Raw genomic sequence first — 23,528 nt, 5'->3', positions numbered from 1 at the left:
CTGGTGGCATGGCTTCTCCGCTCGACAACCCGGCGCTGGCGTCCCTGACCGGGCCGCACGCCCGCTTCGCCGAACAGCGCGGCCGCGTGCTGCGCTACCCCGAAGACGTCGCCCCCTTCCTGGCGTTGCCGGACGATCCCGGCGAGCAGGACTGGCGGGACGTCGCCGAGCTCGCCGGGCCGGGGACGACCGTCGTGCTCGCCGCCACCGCCGCGCGGCCGCCGTCCGGCTGGGAGGTGCTCGGCGTGACCCCGGGTGTCCAGCTCGTGGACGACGGCGTCGCGGCCGCGCCGGAGCCGGAGGCCGTGCGGCTGGGGCTCGCCGACGTGCCCGAGATGCTCGACCTCGTCGAGCGGACGAAGCCCGGGCCGTTCCGGAAGCGGACCGTCGAACTCGGCACGTACCTGGGGATCCGGCGGGGCGGCGCGCTGGTCGCGATGGCCGGCGAGCGGCTGCACCCGCCGGGCTTCACCGAGATCAGCGCGGTCTGCACGGATCCGGCCCACCGCGGGGAGGGCCTGGCGACGCGGCTCGTGCTCGCCGTGGCGGCGGGGATCCGCGAACGCGGCGAGACGCCGATGATGCACGCCGCCGCGAGCAACACCTCCGCGATCCGGTTGTACCTGTCGCTCGGGTTCGCCCTGCGGCGGCGGCCGGACTTCGTCGCGGTCCGCGTGCCCGGCTAAGCGCCCGTCGAGGAGCCCGGCCGCACGATCATCAGGACCGTCACCGCCGCCCACAGCAGGTTGAACACGCCCGTGACCATCGCGAGGCGGCTCAGCTTGTCCGAAGTGGACTCGCCGGTCAGGAGCCGCTTCTGGCGTGGCAGCACCAGAAGCGCGAGGACGGCTGCCGCGAGGGCGGTCAGTCCGATCGACGTGAGCAGCCACGGGTCGCCCATGACGTGCATGGTGCCCGCGACGCCGAACCCGAACACCGGGACGGCGATGGCGGCGTAGGCGTAGACGCGGCAGATCCGGTGCAGCATCGCCGTCACCTTGACCTCGCCCTTCCGGACGGCGGCGGGGAACATGCTGGCCGCGACGGCGACCGGTCCGACGGCCAGCACCGCCGCCAGGACGTGGACCGAGAGCAGGAATTTCGACACGCGGCGAACCTACTGGGTCACGGGGCGGCCCGGGAGTGGCTGGAATGCCAAGAACCACCGGGTTCCGGCCAACCTCGCCGGGATGTCGAATCCGGCGGTCCCCCTTCGACGAACAAGTAGCGAAAGGGGACCACGATGACCACCACGACCTGCCCCACCACCCGGGTCCGCAGCCTGCCGGTCCTGCTCGCCACCGAAGACGACGCCGAGGACATGGGCCTGCTGGCGCCCGACGACCGCCTGACCTGCCACGTGCACGGCCGGTGGATCCACCAGTGCGTCGCCTCGCCGGCGCACGTCAGCCCGGTCACCCGGCACCGCTGGTGCCGCGGCTGCCGGACCGCGCTGTCGGTCGCGGTGGACGAGCTGTCCCTGGCCGTGGCGATGTCCTGCCCGCGCTGCGGCGACGGCGTCAGCGCCGCCACCACCCGGCTGACCGCCGCCTGCCGGGCGAGCTTGGCCGCCGAACGCGACATCTGCCGCGCGGCCTGACGCGCCGGCTCGAAGCGCCCCAAGGCGGCCTTGGTTGCGTGAGACGCACCCAAGGCCGCCTTCGGTGCGTCTCACGCACCGAAGGCCACATTGGGGTTGTTTCATCGTGATTTGCGCTGGTCAGGATGGGCTGATCAGGTCTGGTAATGCTCAGGCTTCTGCTGTCCGGGCGGTGTCGCGGACGCTCTGCTCGTGCTGGGTGAGCACGAGCAGAGCGCGCAGCAGGGTGGTGGCGTGGCGGGTGTCGAGGCGGAGTTTGTCGAGGATGTGCCAGTGTTTGAGGGCGGCGAAGCCGCCTTCTACCGCGCATCGCATCGCCGCGAATGCGGCGTTGGCCTGCTTCTGTGCCTTGGTCAGCGGTCGGCGGGCTTCGGCTTTGTAGGGGGTGAGCACGATCTGCTCACACGGTCCCTCACAGTCTGGGCAGTCACGGGTGGTGCGGACGTCTTTGTGCCAGCCGTGGAAGCCTTTGTCTCCGGCCGGGGTCAGGCCGTGGGCGTGCAGCCGTTCCCGCAGGCGTAGCCGGCGGGCGGCGGTGATGTCGGCGGTGCGGCCTGGCAGCGCCGCCGAGATCCACAGCAGCCGGCCGGTCTCGTCGGTCAGGGCGAGCACGACCAGGCCGTGGTGTTTGTGCTTGCCGCTGTAATTGGCTCGGTTGGCTTTTCCGGTGCGGCGGCGGGTCCGGATCAGGGTGCCGTCCACCAGAACCACCTGCGCACCCCGGGCTGCTTGGCGGCGCAGGACCCGGTTCAGGCGGGTGGCGCGGGCGGCGAGCAGGGTGATGACTTCCAGCACCCACCGCCGGACCGTGGCCGCGGAGACGCCCATGCCGGCTCCGAGGTGGGCCAGACGCGGGTCGTCGCGCAGCACGGCGAGTACGACCAGAGCCTGCTGGGCGGGGCCGGCTTTGCGCCAGCGCGACCGCAACCGCCGTCGGTGGGCACAGATCAACCCCGCGACCAGTTGCAGGGTCTGCCGGGACAGCGGAAGGGCGACCTGGTAGGAAAGAGGACCGAAGCCCTCGGCGGATGGTTGACTCACATCTCGATCCTGCCGAGGGCTTCACCCATCTCCAGGTTCGCCACGCTGGTCCCAGCACCACTTCCTGTCACGACAGGAAACCACCACAAAACCGACACCCTGACCAGCCACAACCAGGATGAAACAACCCCATTGGGGCGCTCGGGGTCCGGGTCAGCGCAGGGCGGGTTCGGCGTCGAGACCGAGCTCGTCCAGGCCCGCGTAGACGTCCGGCCGGCGCCGCCGCAGCCAGGCCGCGAGGCCGAGCCCGGCGGCCACCGCCACCGCGAGCAGCCACGGCAGCAACGCGATCGCGGGCGCTTCGGAGCCGGCGAGCGTGGGGAAGTTGACGATCGCCAGTGCCGTCACGGCGAGCAGGCCGAGCCCGCCGAGGCCGGGGGCGATCGCGGTGCGCCACAGCCGGGGGTCGCGCCGCTTGCGGAAGAACGCGACGACGGCGATCCCGGCCAGCGCCTGCAGCGCGAGCACGCCGAGGGTGCCGATGCCGGTCATGCTGGCGGTCAGGTCGGCGAGGGGGTCCAGCCCGGCCAGCGCGTACCCCGCCGCGATCAGGGTCGCCAGCCCGATCTGCGTCCCGCTCGCGACGTACGGCGCCCCGTTCGCCGCGTTCGTCCGGCCGAGGACGGCGGGCAGCACGCGGGCCCGGCCGAGCGCGAACAGGTACCGCGTCGCGGAGTTGTGCAGCGCGAGCAGCGCCGCGAACAGGCTGACGACCAGCAGCAGTATCATCACGTCGGTGAGGAACGAGCCCAGGTACGTCCGGCTGATCGAGAAGACGAGGTCCCCGGTCGCGAGGTGGTCCTGGGCGGTTTGCCCGGCCTGCGCGACGCTCGTCGCGCTGACGATCGCCCACGTCGTGACCGCGGCGAACCCGCCGATCAGGACGATCGCGGTGTAGGTCGCGCGGGAGATCGTCCGGTGCGGGTCGCGCGCCTCTTCGCTGAACAGCCCGGTGGCCTCGAAGCCGACGAAAGCGTTGAAGGCGAACAAGAACGCGATCCCGACCGAGCCCGAGAACACCACGCCGGGCGCGAACGCGTCGACGTCCAGTCCGGACCGGACGGCCACCGCGACGTCCAGGACGAGCAGGATCGACACCTCGAGGACGAGCGAAACGCCGAGCACCTTCGCGCTGACGTCGACCCCGCGGCGGCCGAGCGCGAACACCGCGACGGCGGAGGCGAGGCTCCACAGCTGCCACGGTGTGTGGAGGCCGAAGACCAGCTCGACGACGTTCGCGGTGAAGAAACCGCTCGTCCCGACCGCGCCGGCGACGAAGCAGTTGTAGCCCAGCAGGGCGATGAGCGCGGCGATCAGGCCCATCGGGCGCCCGAGGCCCTTCGTGACGTAGACGTAGAAGCCGCCCGCGCCGGTGACCACCTTGCTCATCTGCGCGTAGCCGACGCCGAAGAGCACCAGGATCAGCGCGGCGAGCAGGAACGCGCCGGGCATGCCACCGCCGTTGCCGAGCGCGATGCCCAGCGAGGCGATGACGACGATGCCGGTGAGCGGCGCGACGGCGGCGAGGACGAGGAAGACGACGCCCGGTGTGCCCAGCGCGTCGCGGCGCAGGGAGCCCGATCCGGCCATGGGGTTGCTCCTCCCGCGGGGACTTGTCCGGGCATGGTGCGCCCCGGTCGTGGCGGGAGTCTTGTGCCGCAGCGCAGAACCGTTGCCTAGCCCGGCACCCACATCGTCACGCGGGTGCCGCGGCCGGGCTGCGAGTCCACGGTGCCGTGGCCGCCGACTTCGGCTAGCCGGGCCACGATGGACTGGCTGATGCCGAAGCCCGGCGGCCGGTCTCGGACGTCGAAGCCCTGGCCTTGGTCGCGGGCGACCACCGCGATCCCGCCGTCGCGTTCCTCCACGCGGAGCACGACCTGCTTGGTCCCGGAGTGCTTCACGGTGTTGCGCAACGCTTCGCGGACCGCTTCGACCAGCGCGGTGCGGCGGTCGGAGGAAACCTTGTGGTCGTCGGCGAAGTCCGCGGCGACCAGCTGCGTGCGCAGGCCGTCGCGGGCCAGCTCGGTGGCGACGTCGGCGAGTTCGACCGCGAAGCTGCGCGTCGGGCCGGTCGGCACCGGCTCGGTGATCCGGCGGCGCAGGTCGGCCGCCTCCGCCTTGGCCACCGAGCGGAGTTCGGCCAGCCGGCTGACGGCCTGCGCTTCGTCGCCGGGTGCCGAAATGGCCAGCGCTTCGAGCGTCTGCAGCACGCTGTCGTGCATGATCCGCCGGGTGCGGCGGCGTTCGGCCTCGCGCCCGCGCCGCAGCCCGATGTCCACCGCGAACCGGGTGCCGACGCCGAGCAGGATGAGGATCGTGACGGCGAGCACGATCGCGACCGCCAGCGCGACCAGGCAGCCGATCGACCGCGTCATGGCCAGCTGGTGACCGAGCGGGAGGCCGCCGGCCAGGGTCAGCGCCGCCCTGAGCGGCACGGCCGCCGCGAACAGCCACAGCGCGGCCGGCAGCCCGGACGTGCCCGCCCACATGGCGACCGCGCTGACCAGCCAGGTCCACGACACGTCCACCGCGAACGGCTGCACCGCGGCCGGCGCGGTCATGGCCACGACGAAGTTCAGCAGGACGCCGACGGCCAGGTCCAGGCCGAGGGCGCGGGTGGTGATGCGGGCCCGCAGCCCGCCGGAGCGCAGCACCCAGACCGCCGCGGCGGTGTTGGCCAGCACCGCGAACACGGTCGCGCCCAGCACCGGCCCGAGCCCGAGCCCGCCGTTGGCGGCGGCGAACCCGATGAACACCTTGACGAACGCCGCGATCCGGTAGGCCAGCGGCACGAGGACCCAGTAGCGCGAGGCACGCGCGAGCGTCGCGTCCCCGACCGCGGTGAGGTCGCCGTCGTCGGCGACGGGGCCGGCCGGTTCCGCGGGTGTGCCGCTGCGCACCAGCGTGCGGACGAAGGCGCGCGGCGGTGCGGCAGAGCCCGCCTCGGGCATCGGTGGTCCCCATTCATCCGGCCGTCCGGGCGGCCTGAGCCTGGCAGCGCGGCGGGGGAGCCGTCAACCGTCCGGGCCCGGAGTCCAGCCCGGTGGAGCAAGGTGCGCGACGGGTTCGTGACCTTGAGGCGGCGGATCACCGGGCGGCCGGGTGGGCCTCAGTACGCGTGGAACACCGTGTCCTCGCCCGCGTACTCCGGCCACCCCGGCGAGCCGGTCGTGGCGAAACTGTGCCAGGCGCCGTTCAGCTCGGTCGCCAGTTCCTGTGGCGGGTTCTCGCCGAGCAGGCCGCGGGGGCCGGGCACCGCGGCCAGCGCGTCGAACACGAACGGCAGCTCGAGGCCGTGGCACGCGCCCAGGCGGCCGTCGAGCAGGGGGGAACCCCACTCGAACTCGTAGCGGAACGTGCGGCCGGTGTGGTTGTCGGCCAGGTCGCGGACGCCGTCGCGGAAGACCAGGTCGGTGAGGGCGTCGACGAGGACCTGGCCGGCCGCGGCGCCGGAGCCGAGGCCGTAGGCGTGCAGGATGCCGGCCGGGTCCGGGTGGGACACCGCCAGCGATGCGATCGCCTGGTCGTCGGTGACCGCTTCCAGCGCGCCGGTGGGCACCAGGTAGAGGCGCATCTCCTCGCTGCAGCTGCCGGCGATCAGGTCGACGTCGCGGCCCGCGCCCGCGCGGATCGCCTTGGCCGGGTGGTGCGGGAGGACGTCGTCGCCGATCACCGGGAGGAAGGGGCTCAGGCCGTAGCCGCGGTCGTAGCCCAGCGCGTCGCGCAGGTCGGGTGCGCCGCCGGGGCGCAGGACCGCGTCCTGGGCGTCGAGCAGCTGCTCGGTCGACACCTTCCGGAAAGCCTCCGCGGAGGGTTCGACCTTCAGCTCGTCGGCGACCACCCGGGCCAGCCGCCGGGCCTGGACGCCGTCGCGCACCATGTCCGGGTGTCCGCTTTGGACGATCGCGCGCCGGAACAGGCCCGGCGAGAGCGGCGAGCCGAGCAGGCAGGCGACGCTGACGGCGCCGGAGGCCGCGCCGAAGAGGGTGACGTTGGCGGGGTCGCCGCCGAACCCGGCGATGTTCTCCTGGACCCAGCGCAGCGCGGCGAGCTGGTCGCGCAACCCGAGGTTGGTGCTGCCGCCCTCCAGCGGCAGGAAGCCGTCGATGCCGAGCCGGTACTGCACGGTCACCAGCACCGCGCCGGCGCGGGCGAACGCCGTGCCGTCGTAGGCCGCGGCCGAGCCGGTGCCGCCGAGGAACGAGCCGCCGTGGACGAACACCAGCACCGGCAGCGCGGCGGCGCCCGGCTGCGGCGTCCACACGTCCACCGTCAGGTACTCCGGGCCCGGCCGCCAGCCGGTGCCGGCGAGCGGGGTCAGGTCCAGGCCGGGGATGTCGTGGCGGCGCTGCGGCGCGGTCGGCCCCGGTCTTCTCGCGTCACGGACGTCTTCCCACGGCGGCGCGGGGACGGGCTCGGCGAAGCGCAGGTCGCCTTCGGGCGCGGCGGCGTACGGGACACTGCGGAAGAGCGCGACGCCGTCGGCGGTGACCTGACCGCGGACCGCGCCGGAAGTGGTGGGGACGACCGGGTCGGTCATGCGGGGGATCCCTTCGTGGCACACCGGAGGAGGAGTGCCGACAGCCTAGGACCGCGGACCGGTCGCCGTCATGGGCGATCGTCCCCGCCGTTGTCGCGGATGGGTAACGGCGGAGCGGGGCGCCCGCGGGCGCCCCGCTCCCCGGTCAGTCTTCGAGGAGGTCCTCGATGGTGATCGGGATGTGCCGGACCCGCGTGCCGGTCGCGTTGTACACGGCGTTGGCGACCGCCGCCGCCATGCCGACCGTGCCGATTTCGCCGAGGCCCCGCGCGCCGACCGCGTTGTGCAGCGTGTCCGGGTACTCGACGAAGTGGACGTCGACCTCCGGGATGTCGGCGTTCACCGGGAGCAGGTAGCTCGCGAAGTCGCCGTTGGCGAGCCGGCCGCTGGCCTCGATCTCCAGGCCCTCGTGCAGCGCTGCGGAGACGCCCCAGATCATGCCGCCCATGATCTGGCTGCGAGCCGCCTTGTCGTTGATGATCCGGCCCGAGTCGAACACGCCGAGCATCCGCGAGACGCGGGCTTCGCGGGTCAGCTTGTGCACCCGGACCTCGCAGAACTGGGCGCCCCACGAGCTGAACGAGTGCTTCGTGAGCTCCTCGCCCGGCGCCGACGAGCCGGTCACTTCGAGCGTCTCGCGGCCCACGGCGCGCAGCAGCTCGCCGAAGGTCATGCTTCGGCCGTCCGCGAACACCTTGCCGTCGGCGTAGGTGACCTCGTGGCCTTCGAACGGCGCACCGGGGTCGGCGGCGAGCGCCACCAGCTCGTCGATGGCCTTGACCGCCGCGATCATGATCGCCGTGCCCGCGCTCGCCGTCGCCGTCGAGCCACCGGACAGCCCGCCCGACGGGAACGCCGAGTCGCCGAGCCGCGGCGTGATCCGGTCGGCCGGGATGTCGAGCGATTCCGCGCCCACCAGCGCGAGCACGGTGAGCAGGCCGGTGCCGGGGTCGGCGCCGCTCATGGCGACGTCGGCGGTGTCGTCCGCCCGCAGCGTGATCCCGGCCGTGGCCGGGAACCGCAGTGCCGGGAACATCGCGGTGGCCACGCCCATGCCGACGAGCCAGTCGCCGTCGGTGCGCGTGCCGGGCGGGCGGTGCGCCCAGCCGAAGCGCTGCGCGCCGATGCGGAAGCACTCGTCGAGGTGCTTGCTCGACCACTGCAGGTCCTTGCCGGGCGGGGCGGTCGAGTTGTTGCGGATGCGCAGCTCGATCGGATCCATGTTCAGCGCGACGGCGAGTTCGTCGATCGCGCTTTCCAGCGCGAACGAGCCGGGTGCCTCGCCGGGGGCGCGCATGAACGTCGTCGGCGGGATGTTCAGCGGCACGATCTTCTGGCTGATGGCCAGGTTCTGCGTGGCGTACCACTCGCGCGAGGTGCCGTGCGACGTCGGCTCGACGAACGAGCGGGCGGTGTCGGTGCTGCACCACGAGTCGTGGCTGAGCGCGACGAGCGTGCCGTCCCGTTCCGCGCCGAGCTTCATCGTCTGGACCGTCGCGGCCCGGCCCGCGGTCGCGGTGAACACCTGCTCGCGGGTGAGTGCGGCCTTCACCGGGCGGTTGAGGGCCCGGGCCGTCGCGGCGGCGAGGAACGCCGGCGCGGACGTCCGGCCCTTGCCGCCGAACGCGCCGCCGACGAAGGGGTTCACGCAGTGGACGGCGGTCAGCTCGAGTCCCAGGGCGCTGGCCAGTTCCACCGCCTGCAGGTCCGACGCCTGGTTTCCGCTGTAGACGGTCAGTTCGCCGTCGTCCCACACCGCGACCGCGGAGTGCGGCTCCATCGCCGCGTGGTTCTGCGTCGCGGTGACGTAGGTGGCCTCGACGACGACCGGGCTCGCGGCGAAGGCGTCTTCGATGGATTCGACGCCGTCGGCGAGGACCTCCAGCGACGGCGGCGCGCCGTCCCGGGCCGGCGGCGCGTCTTCGGCCGTGGCGAGGCCGTCCATCAGCGACGTCTTGGCCGGCAGCGCGCGGTAGGCGACGTTCACGAGCGACGCCGCGTCACGGGCCTGCTCGAACGTCTCCGCGACGACGAAGCCGATCGGCTGGCCGTAGTAGGTGACTTCCTTGTCCTGCAGCGGAACCCACGTCTCGCCGAACAGCGGCGACGTGGCCGTGCGCATCTCCAGCGGGTCGAACGGCGAGTACACGCCGAGCACGCCGGGCGCCTCCCGCGCGGCGGAGAAGTCCATGGCTTCGATCTCGCCGTGGGCGATCGTGCTGAGCACGACGTAGCCGTAGGCCATGCCGGGGAAGTGGTGGTCGGCGCCGTACTTGGCCTGGCCGGTGACCTTCAGCGGCGCGTCCAGCCGGGTGATCATCGGGAGCCCTCCTCGGTCAGTTCGAGCAGCGCGCGGACGATGGTCCGCTTGAGCAGCGGCACCTTGTACCCGTTGTCGGACAACGGTCGGGCACCGTCGGCCGCCACGGCGGCGGCTTCTTCGAAGGCGGCCTGGGTCGCCGGGCGGCCCCGCAGGGCGGCCTCGACCTCGGGCAGCCGCCACGGCACGGTCCCCACGCCCCCGGCCGCGACGCGCGCGTCGGCGACGACGCCGTCCCGGACGTCCAGCGCGACGGCGGCGGAGCACAGCGCGAACTCGTAGGACTGCCGGTCGCGCACCTTGACGTAGGTGGAGTTCGCCGCCCAGTCCAGCCGGGGCACGATCACCTCGGTGATCAGTTCGCCCGGGCGCAGGTCGTTCTCCAGCGCCGGGGTCTCACCGGGCAGCTGGTAGAAGTCGCGCAGGGCGACCTCGCGCGTGCCTTCGGCGTCGGCCAGCTTCACGCGGGCGTCGAGCGCGACCAGGGCGACCGCGACGTCACTGGCGTGCGTCGCGGCGCACGAGTCGCTGGTGCCGAGGATCGCGTGCATCCGGTTCGCGCTCGTTTGCGCGGGGCAGCCGCTGCCGGGCACGCGCTTGTTGCACGGCGAGGCGACGTCGCGGAAGTACGTGCAGCGCGTGCGCTGCAACAGGTTCCCGCCGATGCTGGCCATGTTCCGCAGCTGCTGGGACGCGCTGAGCAGCAGGGCCCGCGAGATCGCCGGGTACACCTGCGGGTGCGCGGCGATGGCGCTCATCCGCTCCAGCGCGCCGAAGCGCAGGCCGTCGCTCGTGTCGATGCCGCGCAGCGGGACCTGGTTGATGTCGAGGACGTGCTCGGGCGTGAGGACGTCGAGCTTCATGAGGTCGACGAGCGTCGTGCCGCCGGCGAGGAAGGTGCCGGGGGTCGCGAGCGCCGCTTCGACGGTGGTGGGAGCGGTCAGCTCAAAGGGACGCATCGGCGCTCCTCGCCTGCTCGACGGCCTTGACGATGTTCGGGTAGGCGGCGCACCGGCAGAGGTTGCCGGACATGAACTCGCGCACGTCTTCGACGCCCTGCTCGACGGCGGCGACCGCCGACATGATCTGCCCGGCGGTGCAGAACCCGCACTGCAGCGCGTCCTGGTCCACGAACGCCTGCTGCACCGGGTGCAGTGCGTCCTCTGTGGACAGTCCTTCGACGGTGGTGACCGGCTCCTTGACGGTGGCGGCGAGGGTCAGGCACGACAGCACGGGCCGTCCGCCGACGTGCACCGTGCAGGCGCCACACTGGCCGCGGTCGCAGCCCTTCTTGGGGCCGGTCACGGCGAGGCGCTCGCGCAGCGCGTCCAGGAGCGTCCCGCCGGGATCGACGGTGAGGTGTTCGGTACTGCCGTTGACTTCGAGTGAGATGTCCACTGGTCTCTTTCCGCAGCTCGTCAGGATCGGTTCCGGACGGTGGTGGTGGCGGCGATCAAGGGAGCGGATAGTCATCCGCTTCACCCGTTCGCGAGGCTAGCGGATTACAATCCGCTTCGCAATGAACCGCTCACGCTGGAGTTGCTCCAGGTCTGGGTTAGATTCGGCGGACGGAAGCCCGCGGACGGTACGAGGAACGGGAGGGACGATGACGACGGGTTCGGTCAGCCCCCGGCGCGCGGACACCCGGCGCAACCACGAGCGCATCCTCGTCGCGGCGGGGGAGTCGCTGGCCCGGACGGGCGAGGTCTCGTTCAACGCGATCGCGAAGCAGGCCGAGGTCGGCGTCGGCACGGTGTACCGGCACTTCCCGACGCCGGAGTCGCTGATCCTGGCGGTCTACCAGCGCGAGGTGCGGCACATCGTGGACATCGTGCCGGTGCTGCTGGAGAAGCACGGGCCGGACGAGGCGTTCCGGGTGTGGGTCACCGACCACCTGGCGCACTACATGATGACGAAGAAGGGACTCGCCGACGCCCTGCGCCGCGCGACGGCCTCGCGCGGCGAGCTGCCCGCGAGCGCGTACGAGTCCATGATCGGCGCGATGGCGACGCTGCTCGAAGCGAACATGGCGGCCGGCACGGTGCGGCCCGGCCTCGACCCGGTGGTGGTGCTGCGCGGCCTGGCCGGCTTGCTGCTGCTCGACCCGGGCGGCGACTGGCGGGACGAGGCGGCGAACCTCGCCGATCTGCTCTGGCACGGGATGGCCCGCTAGGCGGGTTCGTCCAGCCGGACGGTCACCGTGACCCGGCCCTTCTCGTCGCGCCGGGCGACGGCGTGGCCGGTGCGTTCTGTGTCGTCGAGTTCGAGGGACAGCGGGGCGCCGTCGCCGGTGAAGTTGCGCCACCACGACTTCGCGTCCGGGAGGCGGACGCCGATGGTGACGACGTCGCCCGTCCGCCGGTAGCCGACCGGGGTGCTGACGGTGCGGCCAGAGCGGCGGCCGGTGTAGGTCACCTGGGTCAGGTGGCGGCGGACCAGGTTCCCCCAGCGCGGCGACGTCCGCAGTGAGCCCACGCAGGTGTTGAAGCGGGTCACGGCGTTCTTCGGGAGCGGGCCTCGGTATCCCACGGTGGCCTCCTTCGTCGGTGCCGCCGCCCACCGTACCGGAAACCGGAGATGAGTGTTCCGGTTAGGTGGGCCGGGATCAGCTGGAGGTGGGGAAGTTGAATCCCGCCTCCGTGCGCGGCCAGCGGGTGGTGACCACCTTGGCCCGGGTGTAGAAGCGGACGCCTGCCGGGCCGTGGATGGGGCTGTCGCCGATGAGGGAGTCCTTCCAGCCGCCGAAGGAGTAGTACGACATCGGGACCGGGATCGGGACGTTGACGCCGATCATGCCGACCTTGACCTCGCGCTGGAACTTGCGGGCGGCCTCGCCGCTGCCGGTGAAGATCGCGGTGCCGTTGCCGTACGGGTTGGCGTTGATGACCGCGATCGCCTCGTCGACCGTGTCGGTGCGGACGATCGCCAGGACCGGGCCGAAGATCTCCTCGCGGTAGGCGTCCATCTCCGTGGTCACCTTGTCCAGCAAGGACGGTCCGACGAAGAAGCCCTCCTCGTGGCCTTCGACCTGCAGGCCGCGGCCGTCGACCACCACCGTCGCGCCCTGCTCGGCGCCTCGCGCGACGGCGTTCACCACCCGCTCGCGGGCGGCTTCGGTGACGACCGGGCCCATGTCGCTCGCCGGGTCGCTGCCCGGGCCGACTTTCACTTCGTTCGCCTTGCGTTCGAGGATCTCCATGAGCTTGTCGCCGGCCGCGCCGACCGCCACGCCGACCGAGATCGCCATGCAGCGCTGGCCGGCCGAGCCGAACGCCGCCGCGGTGAGGTGGCCGGCCGCGTACTCCAGGTCGGCGTCGGGCAGGACGACCGCGTGGTTCTTCGCGCCGCCGAGGGCCTGGACGCGCTTGCCGGCCGCGGTGCCGCGCTCGTGCACGTACTTGGCGATCGGCGTCGAGCCGACGAACGACACCGCTGCGACGTCCGGGTGGTCGAGGAGCGCGTCGACTGCGGTCTTGTCGCCGTGCACGACGTTGAACACGCCGTCCGGCAGGCCGGCTTCGGCGTACAGCCGCGCGACGAAGTTCGAGGCCGACGGGTCGCGTTCGCTCGGCTTGAGGACGAACGTGTTGCCGGTGGCGATCGCGATCGGGTGCATCCACAGCGGCACCATGATCGGGAAGTTGAACGGGGTGATCCCGGCGACCACCCCGAGCGGCTGGCGGAAGTCGTGCACGTCGACGTCGTGGGAGACCTGGTCGGAGAAGCTGCCCTTGAGCGCGTCGGCGATGCCGCACGCGTACTCGACGACTTCCCGGCCGCGCACGATCTCGCCGCGGGCGTCCTCGATCACCTTGCCGTGCTCGCCCGAGATGATCCGCGCCAGCTCGTCCTCGTGCTTCACCAGCAGCTCGCGGAAGGCGAACATCACCTTGGTGCGCTGGGAAAGCGAGGAGTTGCCCCACGCTTCGAAGGCCTTGCTCGCGGCCGTGACAGCAGTGTCCACATCGGACGCCTCGGCCAGCAGGACCGACGCCTGCTGCCGTCCCGTCGCGGGGTCGTAGACCGGCGCCGTGCGGGTGGAGCCCGCGGACGTGGCGGTGCCGTTGATCCAGTGTTCGATGGTGTTCACGCCTGTTCCTCCAGATTGTGCCGCCGGGTCTCTTGGTCGCGGTGCGGGTTCACAGCAACCCCACCGCGGTGTCGACGGCCTTGGCGACGTCGCCGTCGTGCGGGTAGAGCAGCGACCGCCCGACCACCAGGCCCTGCACGGTCGGCAGCGCGAGGGCCCGCTGCCACGCCGCGAAGGCCGCGTCCGCGTCCTTGACCTCGCCGCCGAGCAGGACGGCGGGCAGTGTCGAGGACGCCAGCACACGCTCCATCTCGTCCACCACCGGCAGCTTGAGCCAGGTGTAGGCCGACGAATGGCCGAGCCCGGAAGCGATGGTGATCGACTTGATCACGGCGTCGGGGGAGAGGTCGTTCTTGACACGCCCGTCGGCCCAGACCGACAGGAACGGCTCGACCATCGCGATCAGCTTGCGGCGGGCCAGGTCGTTGACCGCCCGCGCGGTGTTCTCCAGTACGCCCGGCGTGGCCGGGTCGTCGAGGCAGATCCGGGTCAGCGTCTTGCCGCCGTCGAAGCGCATCCGCTCGATCTCTTCGGCGTCGTAGCAGGCGAAGCGATCGTCGATCTCGAAGCTCGAGCCGGCCAGCCCGGTGCGGTTCATCGAGCCGAGCACCGTCTTGCCGTCCAGCACGCCGAGCAGCAGCAGGTCGTCGATGACGTCCGCGGTCGCCAGCACGCCGGTGACGCCGGGGCGCTCCAGCGCGAGGCACAGCCGCTCGAGGAGCTCGCCGCGGTCGGCCATCGCCGTCGGGTTGCCGCCCACCGCGTTCGCGCCGCGGGCGGGGTGGTCCGCGGCGATGATCATCGTGCGGCCCTTGTCGTTGAACGGCGACTCGGCTCGCACCCGGTTCGCGGCCGCCTCGGCGATCGCTTCCGGGTCGTGCACGCGTTTGGCGACGATCCGCCGCACCATCTCGGTCACGGTGATCGACGATTCCAGCGGGCCGGACATTTGTCAAGACATATGGACAACACGTCATCCCTACAGTGGACGCCGAGGCGGTAGCATCCGGGGATGAGCAAGCCCGACGTGACCTTCCCGGCCTGGGACCCCGGGCGGGAGATCGTCCTGGACCCGGGCAGCCCCGAGCCGCTGTACTTCCAGGTCTCGCGGCAGCTGCACGCCGCGATCGAGGACGGCAGGCTGCCGGCGGGGGCCCGGCTGGGCAACGAAGTCGACCTCGCCGCGAACCTGCGCCTCTCGCGCCCGACCGTCCGCCAGGCGATCCAGACGCTGGTCAACCAGGGGCTGCTCGTGCGACGGCGCGGGGTCGGGACGCAGGTCGTGCGCACCAAGGTCGCCCGCCCGCTGCGGCTGAGCAGCCTGTTCGACGACCTCGCCGGCCTCGGCGGCAAGCCCGAGTCGGCGGTGCTGGCCAACCGCGTCGAGGACGCCGACGCGAAGGTGGCCGAGCTGCTGGAGGCGCCCGGGTTGGCTCATGTGCGCCGCCTGACGCGGATCCGGTCCACGGACGGCGAACCGCTCGCGCTGATGAACAACTACTTGCCCGCCGACGTCATCGACCCGACCGACGACGAACTGCGCGAACGCGGCCTGTACCAGCTGCTGCGTTCGGCGGGGGTCCGCCTGCACGCCGCCGAGCAGAACATCGGCGCGCGGCTGGCGACCGAGGAGGACGCGGAGCTGCTGCACGAGGAGCCGGGGGCGGCGCTGCTCACGATGCAGCGGACGACCTACGACGACACCGGGCGGGTGGTCGAGTACGGGTGGCATGTGTATCGGGCGTCCCGGTACACGTTCAACCTTTCGCTGACGAACGGGCCGCAGTAGCGGAGCACACAGCCGCGGACTCGGCGGCCGGCTAACGTCCGGAAAGGACAGTGGGGCGGCGGAGCGCCAGGACCACCGTGTCGTCGGCGTGCCGGACGACGTCGTGCATCCTCGTCACCAGCTCGCGGGGCAGCGTCGCCGCCGGGTGGGTGCGGTGGTTCTCCGCCACGGCCAGCAGCCGGGCCTGGCCTTCGTCGATGTCCTTGCGGCTCTCGACCAGCCCGTCGGTGTAGAGCAGGAGCGTGTCGCCCGGTGCGAGGTCAAACTCGACGAGCCCGCGGCTGCCGGGGTCGGGGAAGCCGACGCCGCGGCCGGCGACCGGGGCGGGGAGCAGGCGGGCGGGGCCGGACGCGGTGACCAGTACCGGTTCCGGGTGGCCGCCGCTCGCCAGGTGGGTGCGGCCGGTCGCCGGGTCGATGCGGGCGAGGACGACGGTGGCCATCAGGTCGGGCTCGATCGAGGCCAGGGTGCGGGACGCGCGCGCGATCAGGTCCGGGAACGGGTGCCCCTCCAGCGCCAGGGTGCGGATCGCGTGGGTGACGGTGAGGGCGTGGCGCGTCGAGGTGACGCCGTGGCCGACCGCGTCGACCAGGGTCACGTGGACCTGGCCGCCGGGCAGGACGAACCAGTCGTAGAGGTCGCCGCCGGTGGGGGAGTCCTGGTCGGTCGGGGAGTAGTGGACGCCCAGTTCCAGGCCGGCCACGGCGGGCGGGCGCGGGCGCAGCGCGTCCTCCAGCTCGCGGAAGATGACCGCGTGCGCGCGGCGGAGCTGTTCGTCCCGCTGCTCGAGGTCGACGTACATCGCGAGCACGCCGCTGTTGGTCTCCGCCAGCTCGTGCTTGAGCTGCCGCTGTTCCTGGGTGAGCGTGTCGGCGCGGGCGATCAGCGCGAGCATCTCCTCGCGCGTCGCACGGTCGTCGTCGAGGTCGGCGGGCGCCGCGGGGCCGCCGCCGGCGAGGTGCCAGGTGAGCGTCTCGTCGTCGCCCGTGTCGGGCAGCAGCGGCAAGGCGTTGCGGCTGCGCTGGCTCACCGCGTGGTCAAGCCGCGCTGTGACGGCGAGCCTGCGGTCCGAGGCCGCGGTGGCCACGTCGACGGTTTCGCCCGCGGTGAGGGCGGGTTCGGCGAGCAGGGTCACGGCGAGCACGAGCCGCGCGCGGTCGCCGGGATCGACGCCCGCTTCGGCGCAGGCGGTGCGCAGCCGCGCCCGGATCCGGGCCAGGTCCGGGCGCATCAGCCGGACCGGTCCACGCGCAGGGCGAGCATGGCCGCGTCGTCACGCGGGTTCCGGTGCCGGTGGGCGAGCTCCGCGGCGAGCAGCAGCAGGTCCGGGACCCGGCCGGGGACGCGCCACCCGGTGCCGACGCCGTCGGTGTGCAGGACCACGACGTCGCCGTCGGCCAGCTCGACGTGCCGGACCGGTGCCGATGGCAGCGTGAACCCGACGACGCCGGGGGTGCTGAGCAGCAGCCGGGACGCGCCGCTGCCGACGCTCGCGCCGCTGACGTTGCCGACACCGCAGAACTCGAGCCGCCGCGGCGCGATCCGCACCAGCGCGACCGCCGCGCCGCGGGTCGTGCGCAGCGCCCGGTGCATGTTCGTGAGCTGGTGGGACAGCGGGCGGTCCGGGTTCTCGGTGAACACGCGCACCGCGGCTTCAGCGGCTTCGGCGGCGTCGGGCCCGTGGCCGAGCCCGTCGGCGACGACGGCGGTCCGGCTGCCGGTGACGTCGGCCAGCGCGACGGCGTCACCGCAGTGCTGCTCGTCTTCGCGCGCCAGGCGGAAGTGCCCGACCGCGCCGCCGGGCGGGGCCGGCGCGGGCGCGAGCAGGCGGGCGGCGGCGAGCGTGCCGGCCGCGGGCGAGGACGTGATCCGGAACTCGGTCGCCATCCGGAGCACCGCGCCCAGCCCGGCGCCGAGCGTGGCGGTGGTCGTGTTGCCGTCCAGCAGCCAGTGGTCGAGGTCGGCCATGCCGGGACCGTCGTCGGCGGCCAGCACTTCGACGCCGCGCCCGGTGAGCGAGCGCTGCACGAACAGGGAGCCGCCGATGGTGTGCTTGTCGATGTTGCCCGCGAGCTCGGTGGCCACGACCGCGGCGCGCTCGGCCAGCACGTCCGGCAGCCCGGCCGCGCGCGCGGTTTCGCGGGCGACGCGGGCGGCGGCGTACCCGGCGCTGGGGTGGTCGACGCGGATCCGGAGGGTCGGCTCGGCGACGGTGGCGGTCACGGCTGCCAGCGCGCGACCGTGACGGTGGTGCCGCGGCCGGGCCCGGTGTCGAGGTCGAAGTCGTGGACCAGGCGGCGGGTGCCGCCGAGGCCATGGCCGAGTCCCGCGCCGGTGCTGAACCCGTCGGTCATCGCCTGCTCGACGTCGGCGATCCCCGGGCCCTCGTCGCGGACCCGCAGCCGCAGCCCGGTCCGCCCGGCGGCGTCGCGCACCACGCTGACGGTCATCGTGCCGCCGCCGCCGTGGATGTAGGCGTTGCGGACCAGCTCGCTGGCCGCGGTGACGATCTTCGTCTGGTCGACGATCGAGAACCCGGCGGCGACCGCGGCGGCCCGCACCGCGTGGCGGGCGGCGAGGAGGTCTTCCTCCACCCGGACGGGGTGCTCGGTGGGCGGGACGGTCCGCTCGTCAGGAAGCATGAGGCGCCTCTTCGGCGGCCTCGGGACGGCGCCAGCCCAGCAGCTCCATCGCCTGTTCCGCGTTCAGCGCGGTCCGGACCCCGGTCAGCTGCAGGCCGAGCTCGGTCAGCGTCAGCGCGACGGCCGGGCGCATGCCCGCCACGATCATCCGCGCGCCGAGCAGCTGCCCGGTGCCGGCCAGCTGCATGAGCACGCGGGCGACGAAGGAGTCGACGATCTCCAGCCGGGAGATGTCGATGATGACCCCGCGGATCTCCTCGTCCGCGATCCGCGTGGTCAGCTCGTCGGTGAACGCGAGCGCGGTCTTGTCGTCGAGATCGCTCATCAGCCCGCTCAGCAGGATGTCGCCGAGCCGCAGGATGGGCAGGCCGGCGTTCACCCGGACACGCCCGGCCGGCCGGTGCCCTCGCCGATGAGGTGCAGCGCCGTCGCCAGCGCGTCGGCGAGCGAGCCGCGGGTGACGATGTGCGAGAGGTCGATGCCCAGCTGCGTGATGGTCTGCGCGATCGACGGGCGGATACCGCTGATCACGCACTCCGCGCCCATCAGCCGGACGGCGCTGACGGTCTGCAGCAGGTGCTGCGCCACGGCGGTGTCGACGGTCGGGACGCCGGTGATGTCGATGATCGCCACCCGCGCCTCGTTGGCCTGGATCGACTCGAGGAGGTTGTTCATCACGACCTGCGTGCGGGCGCTGTCCAGCGTGCCGATCAGGGGCACCGCGAGGACGTGGCGCCAGAGCCGCACGACCGGCGTGGACAGCTCCAGCACCTGGCTGTGCTGCTCGCGGATGATCCGTTCCCGGCCCGCCGCGTAGACCTCGAAGGTCAGCACGCCCGCGCTGTCGAGCAGTTCGTCGACCAGCAGCGCGGCCCGGTAGCGCAGCGCGGAATCCTCGGTGTGCCGCTCGATCGCGCCCAGCATCGTGCGCTTGAGCGCGAGGATCGCCATGGCGGTGGCCCTCGGCTCGGCACCCGCGCGGGCCCGGCGCTCCGAAAGCGACGTCAGCGCGTCGCGGACCGCGGGGTCCTGCTCGACGATCCGGGACACCGGGAGGGAGCCGCCGATCGCGGTGCCCAGCGCTTCCAGCAGGTCCTCGGCTTCACGGCGGAGTTCCTGACCGGTGCGGCCGCCCTCGGGTTCCTGGCCGGCCCAGTCCCGGGCCAGTGCGGCCCGGTCCTCCGCCAGCACTCGCGCCAGCACCGTGCGGACCTGGCTGTCGTCCGTGCCCAGCACCGAGCCCTCCTCCGATGATCGAGGGCGCGCTCTGTTGTACGCCGGTTGACTGTTGTCATATAACAACAGTTGTGTCAGCGATGCAAATCCGGGGTCTCGTCGGCGAGGGCCCGGTACTCCTCCAGGCCGGCCGCGAGCGCGTCCCGGCCGGCGGGCGTCATCTTCGCCAGCAGCGCCTCGACGCGGTCCCGGCGCCGGGACCGCAGGTCCTGCAGGTAGGCGCGGCCGCGGTCGGACAGCCGCAGCGTCAGCTCCCGCCTGCTGCGCGCGCTGGGGAGGCGCTCGAGGAAACCCACGGCTTCCAGCCGGTCGCACAGCCTGCTCACCAGCGGCGGGGTGGAACCGAGCTGCTCGGCCAGCTCCCGCAGGTTGACCCCGTCGCGGCGGTCGAGCGCGACGACCGCGCGCAGCTGGGACACCGACAGCGGCCGCGGCGAGACATCCGTGACGCCTTCCAGGACCGATGCGAAGAGACGCGCGAGATCGGCCACCTCGTCCGGGGCGGCCTGCTCGCGGGATCGATCCACGGCGTCCACTCTCGCATCCCTATGCTGAACCGGCAGCACAGCTCACGCGAATCGCCGTAGACCGGCGCGCCGGGAGCGGCGCAGACTCGACAGACTTGCCCGCGCCGCCGCGCGCGGGACCCGTGAGCAGGAGGCAGGCGTTGGACAGATCCCTGGCGGTGGAGCGTCTCCTCCGTGACGTACCGCCGCACGACCTGCCCCGGGCCTTGCGCGCGGCGCTGCGCGAGCACTTCGGTGCCGAGTCGGTGGAACTGCTGATGGCCGACTACGCACTGACTGAACTGTGCCAGGTGGGCGAACAGCCGTACACGTCGGAGCCGATCCCGGTCGACGGGACCACGCCGGGCGCGGCGTTCGTCGCGCAGGCGGCCGCGTTCGAGCCGGCCGGCGACGGCGTCACCGGGTACCTGCCGGTCAGCGTGCGCGGGGACCGGCTCGGCGTCCTGGCGGTCACGCTGCCGGCCGAACCCGAGCCGCCCGTCTGGGCCGAGCTCGAGCGGTTCGCCGAAGCCGTGGCCCACGAACTGTTCGTGGCCGACCGCGACACCGACCTCTACATCCAGGCCCGGCGGTCGTCGCGGCTGACGCTCGCCGCGGAGATGCAGTGGCAGCTGCTGCCCGGCCGCGCCTGCACCCGCGCGGAGTTCGCGCTCGGCGGCCAGCTCGAACCCGCGTATGCCATCTACGGCGACTGCTTCGACTGGTCGGCGTCCGCGAGCAAGCTCGCCGTCACGCTGATCAACGGCATGGGGGAGGGCAGCGAGGCGGCGCTGCTGACGAATCTCGCGATCAACGCGCTGCGCAACGCCCGCCGCGCCGGGATCCCGCTCGACGCGCAGGCCGAGCTCGCCGACCAGGCGCTCTACGCGCACTACCGCGGCGCCGAGCACGTGGCCGCGCTGCTGCTGGAATTCGACCTCGCCACCGGCGCGGTGGCCGTGGTCGACGCCGGCTCGCCCCGGCTCTGGCGGCTGCGGGACGGGAAGGCCGAGCGGGTCCTCTTCGACGAACAGCTGCCGCTCGGCACGTTCGACGGCACGATCTACGAGGTCGAAAGCCTCCAGGCGGCCGAAAGCGACCGGTTCGTGTTCGTCAGCGACGGCGTCTACAACGCGGTCGGCACGCACGGCGAGCGCTACGGCGACCGCGAACTCGCCGAGGCCGTCACCGCGACCGCCGAGCTGCCCGCCGCGCACGTCCCGGGCGCGGTCCTGCGGGAGCTGACGACGCGCCGGCACGGTGGCCAGGCGGAGGACGACGCGATGGTCGTGTGCCTCGACTGGTTCGGCCCGGCCCCGGTGGCGGGCAGCGGAGCCGGGATTTCGGTGCGGCGGGCGGACTGAACGAGGTCCTCGGCGGGGCACGGACGGTGGCCCGCCGAGGTCTCGCGGCGAAGCAGGTCAGGCCTGGATTTCCTTGCGGTCGGAGGCGGCGCCGCTGATTTCGATGCGCCGCGGCTTGGCCTTTTCGGCCACCGGGATGCGCAGGGTCAGCACGCCGGCCTCGTAGTCGGCGGCGATGTGGTCGGTGTCCAGGGTGTCGCCGAGGAACAGCTGCCGGGAGAAGACGCCGAGGGGGCGTTCGGAGACCTGCATCTGCACGTCGTCGCCGCCGGCGACCGGGCGCCGTTCGGCCTTGACGGTCAGCACGTTCCGCTCGATGTCCAGCTCGATCGCGTCGGGGGAGACACCGGGCAGATCGAAGCAGACGACGAACTCGTCGCCGGCGCGGTAGGCGTCCATCGGCATCGCGGCCGGCTTGGTCCAGGTGCCGGGGGTGCCGAGGACCTGCTGGGCGAAGCGGTCCAGCTCGCGGAACGGGTCGGTGCGCATCAACATCGGTTCCTCCTTCGCGATCGGGGTGTCAACACGCACCTACGTTTTTAGCATGTCATCGAAGCGATGACAAGTTTCAAGTCATCCAGATGATGACGTTCGCTCCGGGTGGCCCTTGGCGACGTGGCCTTCCGCGCGCATGCGCTCGACCATGTGCGGGTGGTGCAGCTCGAACGCCGGGCGCTCGGAGCGGATCCGGGGCAGGTCGAGGAAGTTGTGCCGGGGCGGCGGGCTGGTGGTGGCCCACTCGAGCGAGTTGCCGTAGCCCCACGGGTCGTCGACGCCGACCGGTTCGCCGTAGCGGTAGCTCTTGACGACGTTCCAGATGAACGGCAGCACCGAAAGCCCCAGCAGGAACGCGCCGATCGTGGACACCATGTGCATCCAGGTGAACCCGTCCGAGGACAGGTAATCGGCGTAGCGGCGCGGCATGCCCGCGTCGCCCAGCCAGTGCTGGATGAGGAACGTCGTGTGGAAGCCGGCGAACGTCGTCCAGAAGTGCCACTTCGCCAGCGGTTCGTCCAGCATCCGGCCGGTGATCTTGGGGAACCAGAAGTAGATGCCGGCGAAGGTCGCGAAGACGATCGTGCCGAAGAGCACGTAGTGGAAGTGGGCGACGACGAAGTACGTGTCGTGGATGTGGAAGTCCAGCGGCGGGGCGGCGAGGATGACCCCGGTCAGCCCGCCGAGCAGGAACGTGACGAGGAAGCCGACCGACCACAGCATCGGCGACTCGAACGTCAGCTGTCCCCGCCACATCGTGCCGATCCAGTTGAAGAACTTGATCCCGGTCGGCACCGCGATGAGGAACGTCATGATCGAGAAGAACGGCAGCAGCACGGCGCCGGTGGCGAACATGTGGTGCGCCCAGACCGCCGCCGACAGCGCCGTGATCCCGATCGTCGCGAACACCATGGTCCGGTAGCCGAACAAGGGCTTGCGGCTGAACACCGGGATGATCTCGGTGACGATCCCGAAGTAGGGCAACGCGACGATGTAGACCTCGGGGTGGCCGAAGAACCAGAACAGGTGCTGCCAGAGGATCGCCCCGCCGTTTTCGGGGTCGAACACGTGCGCGCCGAGGTGCCGGTCGGCCAGCAGCCCGAACAGCGCCGCCGTCAGGATCGGGAACGCCAGCAGGATCAGCACCGACGTCAGCAGGATGTTCCAGGTGAAGATCGGCATGCGCCACATGAGCATCCCCGGGCAGCGCAGGCACACCACGGTCGTGATCATGTTGACCGCGCCGAGGATCGTGCCGAGCCCGGCGACGATCAGCCCGGTGATCCACAGGTCGCCGCCGACGCCGGGGGAGTGGATCGCGTTCGACAGCGGGGTGTAGGCGGTCCAGCCGAAGTCGGGCGGGCCGCCGGGAGTGACGTAGCCGGAGAGCACGATCAGGCCGCCGAAGAGGTACAGCCAGTAGGAGAACGCGTTGAGCCGCGGGAACGCGACGTCCGGCGAGCCGATCTGCAGCGGCAGGACGAAGTTCGCGAACCCGAACACGTTCGGCGTCGCGTAGAGCAGCAGCATGATCGTGCCGTGCATGGTGAAGAGCTGGTTGTACTGCTCGGGTGACAGGAACTGCAGGCCCGGGCGCGCCAGCTCGCCGCGCATCAGCAGCGCCGTCAGGCCGCCGATCAGGAAGAACCCGAACGACGTCGACAGGTACAGCACGCCGATCGTCTTGTGGTCGGTGGTGCCGATCGTCTTGAGGAGCGTGGCACCGCGCCGGCCGCGCCGCACCGGCCGGTGGGCGATCGGGGTCGTGCGGTGCACCGTTTCGGTCATCGAACTCGCCACCTGGGGACGGCGGAACAGCGGTCCTCGCGCGCGTACCCCCAGGTGACCGCGGTTACACGCGACGAGCCGGGTTTCCGTCACCCGCGGTGCCGGACACGGCGC

General features: G+C 72.3%; 24 protein-coding genes. 5 read left to right on the top strand and 19 right to left on the bottom strand.

Annotated features, from left to right (window positions below; translation table 11 throughout):
- Positions 1-8: 8 nt before the first annotated feature.
- Positions 9-686, top strand: a complete 678-nt coding sequence (locus H4696_RS17465; RefSeq protein WP_169735228.1) for a GNAT family N-acetyltransferase — start codon at positions 9-11, stop codon at positions 684-686.
- Here the strand turns inward: H4696_RS17465 and H4696_RS17460 are convergent.
- Positions 683-1,108 carry a DUF2269 family protein gene (locus H4696_RS17460; protein ID WP_086865339.1) on the bottom strand — a complete coding sequence of 142 codons (426 nt, stop codon included), beginning with the start codon at positions 1,106-1,108 and terminating at the stop codon, positions 683-685. The genes H4696_RS17465 and H4696_RS17460 overlap by 4 nt on opposite strands.
- 135 nt (positions 1,109-1,243) lie before the next feature.
- Between H4696_RS17460 and H4696_RS17455 the strand changes: the two genes are divergently transcribed.
- Complete coding sequence (locus H4696_RS17455; RefSeq protein WP_086865340.1) at positions 1,244-1,600, top strand: hypothetical protein; 357 nt, start codon at positions 1,244-1,246, stop codon at positions 1,598-1,600.
- A 150-nt stretch (positions 1,601-1,750) separates the two neighbouring features.
- Here the strand turns inward: H4696_RS17455 and H4696_RS17450 are convergent, their stop codons facing one another.
- The 7 genes from H4696_RS17450 to H4696_RS17420 form a co-directional block, all read right to left on the bottom strand.
- A complete protein-coding gene (locus tag H4696_RS17450) occupies positions 1,751-2,641 on the bottom strand; it encodes a transposase family protein (protein WP_192782368.1) in 891 nt (296 codons plus the stop codon).
- 153 nt (positions 2,642-2,794) lie between these two features.
- Complete coding sequence (locus H4696_RS17445) at positions 2,795-4,231, bottom strand: APC family permease (RefSeq protein WP_086861510.1); 1,437 nt, start codon at positions 4,229-4,231, stop codon at positions 2,795-2,797.
- Positions 4,232-4,317: 86 nt separating this feature from the next.
- Positions 4,318-5,595 (bottom strand): sensor histidine kinase, encoded by a 1,278-nt coding sequence (locus tag H4696_RS17440; RefSeq protein WP_086861509.1) that lies wholly within the window; start codon positions 5,593-5,595, stop codon positions 4,318-4,320.
- 158 nt (positions 5,596-5,753) lie between these two features.
- A complete protein-coding gene (locus tag H4696_RS17435; RefSeq protein ID WP_086861508.1) occupies positions 5,754-7,184 on the bottom strand; it encodes a carboxylesterase/lipase family protein in 1,431 nt (476 codons plus the stop codon).
- Between the two features lie 145 nt (positions 7,185-7,329).
- On the bottom strand, positions 7,330-9,504 hold the full coding sequence (locus H4696_RS17430; RefSeq protein WP_086861507.1) for a xanthine dehydrogenase family protein molybdopterin-binding subunit: 2,175 nt from the start codon (positions 9,502-9,504) through the stop codon (positions 7,330-7,332).
- A complete protein-coding gene (locus H4696_RS17425; RefSeq protein WP_086861506.1) occupies positions 9,501-10,463 on the bottom strand; it encodes an FAD binding domain-containing protein in 963 nt (320 codons plus the stop codon). The genes H4696_RS17430 and H4696_RS17425 overlap by 4 nt, the downstream gene beginning before the upstream one ends.
- Entirely contained in the window at positions 10,450-10,902 is a 453-nt protein-coding gene (locus tag H4696_RS17420) for a (2Fe-2S)-binding protein (RefSeq protein WP_086861505.1), read from the bottom strand. Before H4696_RS17420 ends, H4696_RS17425 begins: the two co-directional genes overlap by 14 nt.
- Positions 10,903-11,110: 208 nt before the next feature.
- Between H4696_RS17420 and H4696_RS17415 the strand changes: the two genes are divergently transcribed.
- Entirely contained in the window at positions 11,111-11,677 is a 567-nt protein-coding gene (locus H4696_RS17415) for a TetR/AcrR family transcriptional regulator (protein WP_086861504.1), read from the top strand.
- On the opposite strand, the gene H4696_RS17410 is transcribed toward H4696_RS17415, so the two are convergent.
- The 3 genes from H4696_RS17410 to H4696_RS17400 form a co-directional block, all read right to left on the bottom strand.
- Positions 11,674-12,033: a hypothetical protein gene (locus H4696_RS17410; RefSeq protein WP_192782367.1), complete on the bottom strand. Its 360-nt coding sequence runs from the start codon at positions 12,031-12,033 to the stop codon at positions 11,674-11,676. The genes H4696_RS17415 and H4696_RS17410 overlap by 4 nt on opposite strands.
- A gap of 76 nt (positions 12,034-12,109) precedes the next feature.
- The gene (locus H4696_RS17405; protein ID WP_192782366.1) at positions 12,110-13,594 is read right to left on the bottom strand and encodes a CoA-acylating methylmalonate-semialdehyde dehydrogenase; all 1,485 of its coding nucleotides are present in this window, start codon (positions 13,592-13,594) and stop codon (positions 12,110-12,112) included.
- Positions 13,595-13,643: 49 nt separating this feature from the next.
- Positions 13,644-14,513 (bottom strand): Cgl0159 family (beta/alpha)8-fold protein, encoded by an 870-nt coding sequence (locus H4696_RS17400; protein ID WP_086861513.1) that lies wholly within the window; start codon positions 14,511-14,513, stop codon positions 13,644-13,646.
- A 93-nt stretch (positions 14,514-14,606) separates the two neighbouring features.
- Here H4696_RS17400 and H4696_RS17395 point away from each other — a divergent pair, with 93 nt between their 5' ends.
- Positions 14,607-15,383, top strand: a complete 777-nt coding sequence (locus tag H4696_RS17395) for a GntR family transcriptional regulator (RefSeq protein WP_086861503.1) — start codon at positions 14,607-14,609, stop codon at positions 15,381-15,383.
- Positions 15,384-15,414: 31 nt separating this feature from the next.
- Here the strand turns inward: H4696_RS17395 and H4696_RS17390 are convergent, their stop codons facing one another.
- From H4696_RS17390 to H4696_RS17365, 6 genes are all read right to left on the bottom strand, one after another.
- On the bottom strand, positions 15,415-16,614 hold the full coding sequence (locus H4696_RS17390; protein WP_192782365.1) for a PP2C family protein-serine/threonine phosphatase: 1,200 nt from the start codon (positions 16,612-16,614) through the stop codon (positions 15,415-15,417).
- Positions 16,614-17,606, bottom strand: coding sequence for a SpoIIE family protein phosphatase (locus tag H4696_RS17385; protein WP_086861501.1), 993 nt, complete (start codon positions 17,604-17,606; stop codon positions 16,614-16,616). Before H4696_RS17385 ends, H4696_RS17390 begins: the two co-directional genes overlap by 1 nt.
- Positions 17,603-18,025, bottom strand: coding sequence for an ATP-binding protein (locus H4696_RS17380; protein WP_086861500.1), 423 nt, complete (start codon positions 18,023-18,025; stop codon positions 17,603-17,605). Before H4696_RS17380 ends, H4696_RS17385 begins: the two co-directional genes overlap by 4 nt.
- The gene (locus H4696_RS17375; RefSeq protein WP_086861499.1) at positions 18,015-18,404 is read right to left on the bottom strand and encodes an STAS domain-containing protein; all 390 of its coding nucleotides are present in this window, start codon (positions 18,402-18,404) and stop codon (positions 18,015-18,017) included. Before H4696_RS17375 ends, H4696_RS17380 begins: the two co-directional genes overlap by 11 nt.
- Positions 18,401-19,261: an STAS domain-containing protein gene (locus H4696_RS17370; protein ID WP_086861498.1), complete on the bottom strand. Its 861-nt coding sequence runs from the start codon at positions 19,259-19,261 to the stop codon at positions 18,401-18,403. The genes H4696_RS17375 and H4696_RS17370 overlap by 4 nt, the downstream gene beginning before the upstream one ends.
- Positions 19,262-19,335: 74 nt before the next feature.
- Entirely contained in the window at positions 19,336-19,752 is a 417-nt protein-coding gene (locus H4696_RS17365; RefSeq protein ID WP_086861512.1) for a MarR family transcriptional regulator, read from the bottom strand.
- 176 nt (positions 19,753-19,928) lie between these two features.
- Between H4696_RS17365 and H4696_RS17360 the strand changes: the two genes are divergently transcribed.
- The gene (locus H4696_RS17360) at positions 19,929-21,131 is read left to right on the top strand and encodes a PP2C family protein-serine/threonine phosphatase (protein WP_086861497.1); all 1,203 of its coding nucleotides are present in this window, start codon (positions 19,929-19,931) and stop codon (positions 21,129-21,131) included.
- A 57-nt stretch (positions 21,132-21,188) separates the two neighbouring features.
- Here H4696_RS17360 and H4696_RS17355 read toward each other — a convergent pair whose 3' ends face one another.
- On the bottom strand, positions 21,189-21,626 hold the full coding sequence (locus tag H4696_RS17355; protein WP_086861496.1) for an Hsp20/alpha crystallin family protein: 438 nt from the start codon (positions 21,624-21,626) through the stop codon (positions 21,189-21,191).
- 78 nt (positions 21,627-21,704) lie between these two features.
- Positions 21,705-23,414, bottom strand: coding sequence for an aa3-type cytochrome oxidase subunit I (gene ctaD, locus H4696_RS17350; protein ID WP_086861511.1), 1,710 nt, complete (start codon positions 23,412-23,414; stop codon positions 21,705-21,707).
- Positions 23,415-23,528: the final 114 nt, after the last annotated feature.

It is taken from the genome of Amycolatopsis lexingtonensis (assembly GCF_014873755.1).
Lineage (GTDB): Bacteria > Actinomycetota > Actinomycetes > Mycobacteriales > Pseudonocardiaceae > Amycolatopsis > Amycolatopsis lexingtonensis.
This window is presented reverse-complemented; position numbering and strand designations above follow the sequence as displayed.